This is a genomic window from Tateyamaria sp., assembly GCF_059783535.1.
Window position 1 is genome coordinate 1 of the sequence record NZ_JBYNDP010000062.1, and the last position, 9,458, is coordinate 9,458.

The 9,458-nt window shown below is 60.0% G+C and carries 8 protein-coding genes; 6 read left to right on the forward strand and 2 right to left on the reverse strand.

All coding sequences use genetic code 11. From position 1 onward, the window contains the following. The coding region (locus AC6RA8_RS12860; protein WP_500353143.1) for an AIR synthase-related protein at window positions 1-1,475 on the forward strand (1,475 nt) is incomplete at its 5' end. Between the two features lie 223 nt (window positions 1,476-1,698). Here AC6RA8_RS12860 and AC6RA8_RS12865 read toward each other — a convergent pair. Then, window positions 1,699-2,946, reverse strand: coding sequence for a vWA domain-containing protein (locus tag AC6RA8_RS12865; protein WP_500353144.1), 1,248 nt, complete (start codon window positions 2,944-2,946; stop codon window positions 1,699-1,701). Window positions 2,947-3,005: 59 nt separating this feature from the next. Next, window positions 3,006-3,914, reverse strand: coding sequence for an AAA family ATPase (locus tag AC6RA8_RS12870; RefSeq protein WP_500353145.1), 909 nt, complete (start codon window positions 3,912-3,914; stop codon window positions 3,006-3,008). A 192-nt stretch (window positions 3,915-4,106) separates the two neighbouring features. Here AC6RA8_RS12870 and AC6RA8_RS12875 point away from each other — a divergent pair, with 192 nt between their 5' ends. From AC6RA8_RS12875 to AC6RA8_RS12895, 5 genes are all read left to right on the forward strand, one after another. Continuing rightward, on the forward strand, window positions 4,107-5,135 hold the full coding sequence (locus AC6RA8_RS12875; protein WP_500353146.1) for a glycosyltransferase family 2 protein: 1,029 nt from the start codon (window positions 4,107-4,109) through the stop codon (window positions 5,133-5,135). Continuing rightward, window positions 5,132-5,758 (forward strand): sulfotransferase, encoded by a 627-nt coding sequence (locus tag AC6RA8_RS12880; protein WP_500353147.1) that lies wholly within the window; start codon window positions 5,132-5,134, stop codon window positions 5,756-5,758. Before AC6RA8_RS12875 ends, AC6RA8_RS12880 begins: the two co-directional genes overlap by 4 nt. Further along, window positions 5,758-8,130 (forward strand): glycosyltransferase family 2 protein, encoded by a 2,373-nt coding sequence (locus AC6RA8_RS12885; protein WP_500353148.1) that lies wholly within the window; start codon window positions 5,758-5,760, stop codon window positions 8,128-8,130. The genes AC6RA8_RS12880 and AC6RA8_RS12885 overlap by 1 nt, the downstream gene beginning before the upstream one ends. Window position 8,131: 1 nt before the next feature. Then, the gene (locus tag AC6RA8_RS12890; protein WP_500353149.1) at window positions 8,132-8,833 is read left to right on the forward strand and encodes an FkbM family methyltransferase; all 702 of its coding nucleotides are present in this window, start codon (window positions 8,132-8,134) and stop codon (window positions 8,831-8,833) included. Continuing rightward, a partial coding sequence (locus AC6RA8_RS12895; protein WP_500353150.1) for a glycosyltransferase family 2 protein occupies window positions 8,830-9,458 on the forward strand: 629 nt, incomplete at its 3' end. The genes AC6RA8_RS12890 and AC6RA8_RS12895, both read left to right, overlap by 4 nt.

Consider the following 9,458-nt stretch of genomic DNA (forward strand, 5'->3'; position numbering starts at 1 on the left):
CGATCGAGGAAAAGCGCCCCACCGTGCAGGTCGGTGACCCCTTCACCGAAAAGCGGCTGATGGAAGCAACGCTGGAGTTGATGCAGACCGGCGCCGTGATCTCGATCCAGGACATGGGGGCCGCAGGTCTCACCTGTTCCGCCGTCGAGATGGGCGACAAGGGCGGTCTGGGCGTCAAGCTGAACCTCAACGACGTGCCCGTGCGCGAAGAGAACATGACTGCCTACGAGATGATGCTATCCGAGTCTCAGGAACGCATGCTCATGGTGTTGAAACCCGAGCTTGAGGCCGAGGCCAAGGCCGTGTTCGACAAATGGGATCTGGACTTCGCTATCGTGGGCGAAACGATCGCCGAAGACCGCTTTCTGATTGAACACGACGGCAAGGTCAAAGCCGACCTGCCGCTGTCCAAACTCGCCTCCGAGGCGCCCGAATATGACCGCCCGTGGGAGCCCACGCCAGAGGCTGGTCCCCTCGGGGACATCCCAAGCATCGACCCTATCGACGGTCTCAAGGCGCTGCTGGCCAGCCCAAACTACGCCGCGAAGCAGTGGGTCTTTGAACAATACGACACGATGGTCATGGCAGACAGCGCCCGCACGCCGGGTCTGGGGGCCGGGATCATGCGGGTGCATGGCACGGACAAGTCCCTTGCCTTCACGTCGGACGTCACCCCTCGCTACGTCAAGGCCAACCCCGTAGAGGGTGGCAAACAGGCGGTCGCCGAAGCATATCGAAACCTGACAGCGGTGGGCGCCAAGCCATTGGCCACAACAGACAATCTGAATTTCGGCAACCCCGAAAAGCCCGAGATCATGGGGCAATTCGTGGGTGCGCTGAATGGGATTGGTCAGGCTTGCAAAGCGCTCGACATGCCCATCGTGTCGGGCAACGTCTCGCTCTACAACGAAACGGATGGCACAGGCATCCTGCCCACCCCCACCATCGGGGCCGTTGGGCTGATCGACCACCCCGACAACATCATCGGTGGCGAGGTGCGCGACGGCCACGTGGCCTTGCTGGTCGGGGACTGCGGCGGGCATCTAGGCCAGTCAGCAATCCTAGCCGAAGTGTTTGGACGTACCGACGGGGACGCGCCGCATGTGGACCTTGATGCCGAGAAACGCAACGGTGATTTCATTCGTGAAAACAGACACTTGATCAACGCCTGCACCGATCTGAGTGACGGGGGCCTCGCCCTTGCCGCCTTTGAACTGGCGGAAGCAGCAAACGTTGGCGTATGGATCGACGCCAGCGAGATGGGCAGCTTCTTTGGCGAAGATCAGGCGCGTTACCTGGTGGCCTGCTCATTCGACAAAGCCGAAGCGTTGATGATCGCTGCGGGCAAGGCAGGCGTACCTATCGTTTCCGTTGGCAAGTTCTCCGGCGACACGGTGTGGATGGGCAACAGCTCGGCCCCGCTGTCGGAATTGTCGGACATCTATCGCAACAGCTTTGCGGAAACCTTTGCCTGACCCTTGGTTTCTGAGCCCCTGACGTCGTTTGCAAACAAAACGACGTGCGGGGCCAGAACGTTTTTGCCTGCAATGTCGTGGAGTCCAGCACCCGGTAGTTCGAGGGTGTGGCGCCGCGGATTTTTCCAGGGAAAAATCGCTTTCCGCCACCGTCGACATGCGCACGGCACATGTCGCTTGAAGCGCCAAATCAAAAATGGAATGCGCCGGAAGGCGCGCAGTTTTACAACATCCCAAGCAAGCGATCACGATCGCCGACATCATCGCGGATCGAGATGACGCGCGCCAGTTCTTCGATGGACGCGATTGAGTGGCCTGCGCGGAAGCTGTCCACATGCGGCAGCATTGCCGCGATGCCCCGTGCACGCGGTGCGAAATCCTCCCACCTTAACAATGGGTTGATCCAGATCAGACGTTTCGCTGACAAGTGCAGACGCTCCATCTGTTTTGCCAAGGCATCCGGGTCGTCGCGGTCAAGGCCATCGGTGATCAGCAGAACCACGGCCCCCTGCCCCAATACGCGGCGGGACCAGTCGCGATTGAACGTTTCAAGGCACGATCCAATCCGCGTGCCGCCCTCCCAATCCTGTGCTTCGGCCCCGGCGGCTTGCAGCGCCGCATCCACGTCGCGCTGTGCAAGATGTCGCGTGATGTTTGTGAGCCGCGTGCCGAAGGTGAAGGCGTGCACCTTGGCCCAACCCGCCCCTTTTGCATTCGCCACCGCATGAAGGAAGTGCAGTACAACGCGGGAATACTGGCTCATGGAGCCCGAGATATCGCAAAGCGCCACAAGGTTCGGATAGCGGACCCTGGGGGTTTTCCATTTCAGGTCACGCATCTCTCCGCCCTGGCGCATCGCGGCGCGCAAAGTGCGGGCAGGATCGACACGGCCAAGCCCCGCGGCGCGTGTCCGGCGTGTGGGCATGGGATCAACCGGCAAGGCCATGCGGGCGAGCATAGCCTTGGCCTGCGCCATTTCCTCGGTGCTCATCTGCTCGAAATCGAGGGTTTTGAGCTGTTCCTCGTTGCTCATGGTGAGCGAGGCGTCAATTTCGATCTCGGTCCCGCCCTCTTCCATGTCGGGCAGGTCGATGTCGTCGCCTGCGCCGTCAAGCAGCGCCTCGGCCGCGCGTTTTTCGGCGGCTTGCGCGCCTCGGTCTTCCTGCACACCACGCACCGCAGGCAGCATCGCAGCCATCATGTGTTCGAGATAGCGCGGGTCGCGCCAGTAGAGGCGGAAAATCTGGGCAAAGACCGCCCGGTGTTCCGGCTTTGAGACAAAGCAGGCGTGCAGCGTCCAGTAAAAGTCGCGTTTCTCGGTAAAGCCCGCCTTGGTGACGGCAGTGATGGCATCCATCACCCGGCCCGTGCCGATGGGAAGGCCCGCACGGCGCAGAGCGCGGGCGAAATGGGTGATATTGCCTGCGAGCTTTGGGTTTTCGGGTAGGTCTAGAGGCGCGTATTCAGGCATGTGTCTACGGGGGCGCTGCCCCCGCACCCCCGCGGTTTATCTGGCGAAATGAAGATGGATCATGCGGGCTCCAGCGACGCCTTGGCCTCGTCCAGCAGACGTTTGGCCTCGGAACCTTGGAGTTTCTGGATGTCGTCTTGGTATTTGAGGATGGCACCCAGCGTGTCGGCGATGACCTCGGGGCTGAGGGTGAGTACGTCCAGTGCCAGAAGGCATTTGGCCCAGTCGATGGTTTCGGCGACACCGGGTTTTTTGAACAGGTCTTCGGTCCGCAGGCGTTGGACAAAGGCCACCACCCCGCGGCTGAGTTCTGCGGCGGCTTCAGGGGCACGGGCCTGCAGGATTTCCATTTCGCGGTCGAAATTCGGGTAGTCGACCCAGTGATAGAGGCAGCGCCGTTTGAGCGCGTCGTGCACTTCGCGGGTGCGGTTGGAGGTGAGGATGACGATGGGCGGCTCCGGGGCCTTGATCGTGCCCAGTTCGGGGATCGTGACCTGAAAGTCGGAGAGCGCTTCGAGCAGGAAGGCCTCGAAGGGTTCGTCCGTGCGGTCCAACTCGTCGATCAGTAGGACCGGCGCGCCGTTGTCGTCGGGCCGCATGGCGTCCAAGAGTGGGCGTTCGATCAGGTAGTCGTCGGAGAAAAGCTCGGTTTGCAGCGCCTTGCGGTCTGCACCGCCCGAGGCTTCCGCCGTGCGGATCGCGACCATCTGAGCCGGGAAGTTCCATTCGTAGACGGCCGATGACGCATCGAGCCCTTCATAGCACTGCAACCGGATCAGGCGGCGACCCAGTGCGGCCGCCAATGCCTTGGCGATCTCGGTTTTGCCGACGCCTGCCTCGCCTTCCAGGAACAAGGGGCGTCCAAGCGACAGGCTGAGGAACACGACGGTCCCGAGTGCGCGGTCACAGACATAGCCTTGGTCGGCCAGCATCGTCTGGACGGCGTCAATGGAGGTGGGTGTGTGCATCGGGTTTCCTTCCTTGCGTCCAAACTGCATCGCTGGGCGGTGTCGTCAAGGCCTCCTAAAGTCCTGTGCGTTGACGGGATTCGCGAGAAATGGCATGGTGTTAACGGGAAAAGAATGAGGTTCGCGGCATAGATACGGGGACCCGGAACAGAGGCGGTGGGCAATGACCCGATCACGAAAGGCTGGCGTTTGATGCGCATTACGGCTGTGACCTGCGTGAAAAACGAGGGCCCGTTTCTGTTGGAGTGGATTGCCTTCAACCGCCTGATCGGGGTGACCGATCACCTGTTCTATTCCAATGATTGCACCGATGGGACCGATGCCCTGCTGCACGCATTGGCCGATCGCGGGTTGTGCCAGCATCTGCCGAACCCAGCAGAGGGGCGCAACTACCAGATGGAGGCGCTGAAGGATGCGCGCCGTCAGGACATCGTGACCGAGGCCGACTGGGTCTGGGTTGCGGACGTAGACGAGTTTCTGAACATCCATGTCGGTGATCACACGATCCCGGCCCTGATTGAGGCGTGCGGCGATCCGCAGGCGATTTCGGTGACCTTCCAGTTCTTTGCCAATGATGGGGTCGACACGTTTGTCGACGCGCCGGTGATTGGGCAGTTCCACCGCTCACACAATCCGGACTTGTGGTGTGGTGAGGCCGCAATTGAGGTCAAGTCACTGGTGCGCCACGATTTTCCCTTGCAGTACTACGGCGCACATCGCCCGTTCCAGAAGGGCAAGGCGAAGCCCGCGTGGACCGATGGGTCGGGCCGCAAGGTGCCACACAAGTTTCTTGTGGCCGCCAATCCGCGCCGCATTCGCCGCTTTCCGGCCCACGGAGCGCGGGAGTTTGCGACCTTGAACCACTATGCTTTGCGGTCTTTGGACAGCTATCTGGTCAAGAATGACCGGGGTGATGTGAACCGGGAAAACCGTGCCTTTGACGATACCTATTGGCGCGAGCGGAATGACCCGGCCTGGGAAGACAAGAGCATTCAGCGCTATTTGCCTGATCTCAAGAAGGCTTTGGCTGAGCTGAAGAAAGACAAGGAGATCAAGACCCTGCATGACGACTGCGTGCAGCGGCACATCGCCAAGCGGGACGAATTGCTGGCAAAGCCGGAGTACCAGGCGATGCAGGCACAGTTGCATGCGGCCTCGACCCTGCCGCCGCAGGAAGAAGCGATGCTGATCGATCTGGGATTGATGGAGCCTGCGGCATGAGTTTGCGCGTTGTGAACCTCGGCCTGCCCAAGACCGGCACGACGACACTGGCCCGTGCCCTTCGCCGCGCGGGGCTGCATGTTGCGGACCATCGCGTGCGGCCGCGTCAGACCAAGAACACGCAACTGCACAACGAGTTTGTCGCCGACCTTTTGTATCGCGGATATTTCGAGACAGGCGACCCGGGCGCGTACTTTTCCGACTTCGACGCGATTTCGGAGATGAGCGTGCTGCGCGCGGGCCGGTCGCTGTGGCCGCAAATGGATTTCGGGATGATCATGGCGATCCGCAAGCACAATCCCGGCGTCAAGTTCCTTGCATCGAACCGCGATCCTTTCGAGATGTCGCAATCCATGTTGGCGTGGTCTGATCTTGGCACGTCGCGCCTGCCGGCCAACAACATACCCGGCCTGCCGGAAGGGTTCGGAGAGACGAGCATCCAACGGATGCAGTGGATCGAAGCCCATTATGCCCATCTGCGCGCGATCTTTCGCGATGATGAGGATTTTCTGGAATACGACGTGGCCGACCCCGAAGCCAAAGACCTGATCAGCGGTTTCATCGAACTGCCGGTGAACTGGTGGGGTCGGACCAATGTGAACAAGTTGAACGAGGTTGCCTGATGCGCATCCACCTGCATATCGGGTTGGAACAGGTGGGCGCAGACCGCTTGCAGAACGTGTTGGCCGCCAAACGGGACCAGATGATCACCAAGGGTGTGCTTTTCGCGCGCAGCCCTGGAAACAAGAACCACACACGGCTTTACATGGCGGTGACAGAGACCGCCCATGTCGATCCATTGCGGTACAACCGGGGCTACATCACCGCTGACAAGCAGACCGTTCTGCATGATACGGTCGCCGCTGATCTGGCCAAGGAAGTCGCGCAATTCTCACCAGACCACCTGATCCTATCGGCATCGCAACTGGGTGTGAGCCTTGTCTCCAAATCCGAACTGGAGCGATTAAAGGCCCTGCTGACGCCTCTGTCAGAGGACATTCGCGTTATCGCGCATATCGATGAACCCGCCCGCCTGCTGGCCCGCCATTACCGGGAACAGATCATGGAGGGGCGCGGCGCCGCCCTGACCCAGGAGCTGGCGCTTGCAGGCAGCAAGACATGGTGGGCCGACGCATTGGCGGCGGCGCCACGGATCAATCCGCAGGCCGGTGTATTCATTGAAAATCAGGCCGCACCCTGCTGGCTGGACTACAGCGCCCTTGAGCGACACTGGAACGCCGTGTTTGGCGCGGATGCCCTGACGTTCCGCGCCTATGACGCAGAGGGTTTTGCCGCCGAAACCGTGACGGACGAGATACGCGCTGCCTTTCAAATCAAACCGGCCATTGGCAAGGCTGTAAAGGCGGATGTGCCCTCGGAACCATCTGCGGCGTGGTTGGCGCGCGGGCGACAGTTGAACGACCTGATCCTGCAGGTTCTAGCCAACGAAAAACGCATTCTGCCCCGGCAGCTTTGGCGGTCCTTTGTGAATGAGATCAAGGTGGATGGTGATCCTATCGATCCTGCATCGCTGTCAGCCATATCGAAAACCTTTGCCAAGCAGAACGCCGCCCTTTCCAAGGCGCACGGCCTGCCCGCCGACCTGTTCAAGGCGCCCCGGGCGAAGAAAGCCTGGGAAGAAGCCGATCCGACGCGCGGTTTCCGCGCATCGCAATACCTGTTGGGCTTCATGTGGCGCATCGACAAGGCGACACAGGAAGAACGCAAGACTAAGGCGGCTGATCTGGCCCGCCTGAACGGCACCCCTGCCCCAACGCCGCCGGGTCCCGACCCCGTACCCAGCGATGGCCTGACCGACACGGCCCGCGCATTGATGCCACCGCTGGCCGTGCAGAACTTTGAAAAACTGCGCACGTCCTCCTTTGCCCCCCACAACAAGTTGGGCGCCGTCAACGAAGAGGAATTGGCAGCCGCCTACGCCCCCATGGGCAAGCGCGATCTGCCCAAGGGATCGACAGGCAATGTCATTGTCGGCTGCATGAAGAACGAGGCACCCTATATCGTCGAATGGGTTGCCTATCACCGTGCCATGGGTGTCGACAATTTTCTGATCTACACAAACGGGTGCGAGGACGGCACGTCCGAAATCCTGGATCGTCTGCAAGACATGGGCGTGATCCAGCACCGTAACAACGACAACTGGAAGGGCAATTCGCCCCAACAATACGCGTTGAACCAGTCGCTGAAAGAGCCGCTTATCAAGAACGCGGACTGGATCATACATATTGATGTGGATGAGTTCATGAATGTGCGCACGGGCAATGGCACGTTGCAGGATTTCTTTGACGCTGTGCCTGACGCCACGAATGTTGCCATGACCTGGCGGCTTTTCGGCCATAACGGCGTGACGGAGTTGAAGGACGAGTTCGTCATCGATCAGTTCGACCGCTGCGCCCCAAAATATTGCCCCAAACCGCATACGGTCTGGGGGTTCAAGACGATGTTCAAAAACATTGGTGCCTACGAAAAGATCAGCTGCCACCGGCCGAACAAGCTGGACCCCAAATTTGCCAAGAAAGTGCGTTGGGTGAACGGGTCGGGCAAGGACATGACCAAGGAAGTCGCCGAAAACGGCTGGAGAAGCTCAAAGAAATCAATTGGCTATGACCTTCTACAGCTCAATCACTATGCCCTACGCAGCGCGGAAAGCTTTTTGATCAAGCGGCAGCGTGGCCGTGCGCTGCACGTGGATCGGTCGATCGGGATCAACTACTGGATCCGTATGGATTGGTCCGATTTCCGCGACATCACCATCAAACGCAACCTGCCCCGCATGCGCACTGAGTATGAAACGCTGATGCAGGATGCAGACCTGCGCAAGTGGCACGAATACGGTCTGACATGGCATCGGACCAAGGCGGACGAGCTCCACGCCAATCCGGAGTTCCAAGACCTGTATGATCAGGCCCTCAAGGTCAAACTGACCGAGACTGAGCGGGTGGCCTATGCCCTCGCCCTCGACATGGAGAGTTGAGATGGATGGTGCACAGATCGAGCATGACGTGATCACGACCCCGCGGGGCTTGTTGTTCCCACGTGACATGGACGTGCTCAAGCCACGCATTGCGGGCAACTTGCGGCGCGGCCTTTACGAGAACAAGGAAGGTGATGCGGTGTTGCGCGTCATCCAGCCTGATGACGTTGTTCTAGAATTGGGCGGCGGGGTTGGTTTCATTTCGACCCTTGTGGCCAAGAAAAGCCAGGCAGCGCATGTGCATGTCTACGAGGCGAACGGTGTTCTGGCCGAATACATCCGCCGGGTGCATGCCGCCAACGGGATCGAGAATACGACAGTCCACAACGCCATATTGGGCAAGCGCAAGGGCACCAAGGAATTCCATGTTCGCGGCAATATCCTGGCCTCGTCCGTCGAAGAGGAAAATGGCGCGGGCATCGTGCGTACCGAAACGGTGGACGTTGTGAATGCGGGGCAACAGACCAAAGCAATCAAGCCCACGGTTCTGGTATGCGACATTGAAGGCGACGAGGCGGATTTGCTGCCCGAGATGGACCTAAGCACCCTGCGCGCCGCCGTCATTGAACTACACCCGCAATGGATCGGCCCGGAAGGTGTGAACGCGGTCTTTGGTGCAATGATGGAGGCCGGTCTGGCCTACTACCCCAAACTGTCCACGCAAAAAGTTGTCACGTTCCGCAGGGCTTGGCCGCTGAAGTGACGCATCTTGCCCTTCTGACGGTCCGCAACGAGGCAGCGTTCCTTTTGGAATGGCTGGCCCATCACCGGGCCGTTGGCTTTGACGATTTCCTTGTGTTTTCCAACGATTGCGACGATGGCACCGATACGATGCTGGATCGGCTGGCAGCACTTGGCTGGCTGAGCCATGTCCGCAATGAAGGCCCTTATGACAAAGGCGGCATTCAGTTCACGGCCCTCAAGGCCGCTGCCAAGATGGATCAGGTCAGACAAGCGGTCTGGATCCTGCCGCTTGATATCGACGAATTCGTGAACATTCACACCGGAGACGGAACGCTGGCCGCCCTGCACGCTGCCCTGCCCGAAGCCACGGCCATCACACTGACCTGGCGGCTGTTTGGCAACAATGGCCAGGTACGATATCTGGACCACCCGGTGACTGATACCTTTCCCATGGCAGCACCGGAAATCCTGCACTGGCCTTGGCGCGCATCTATGTTCAAGACACTCTATGCAAATGACGGCACCTATCGCAAACCCGGTGTGCACCGCCCCCGCGACGCGGATGACAGCAAACTGGCGCAAGCCAAGTGGTTCGACGGCCATGGCCGCGCGCTGCCTGAACAGTTCAAAACACGCCGCCTGTT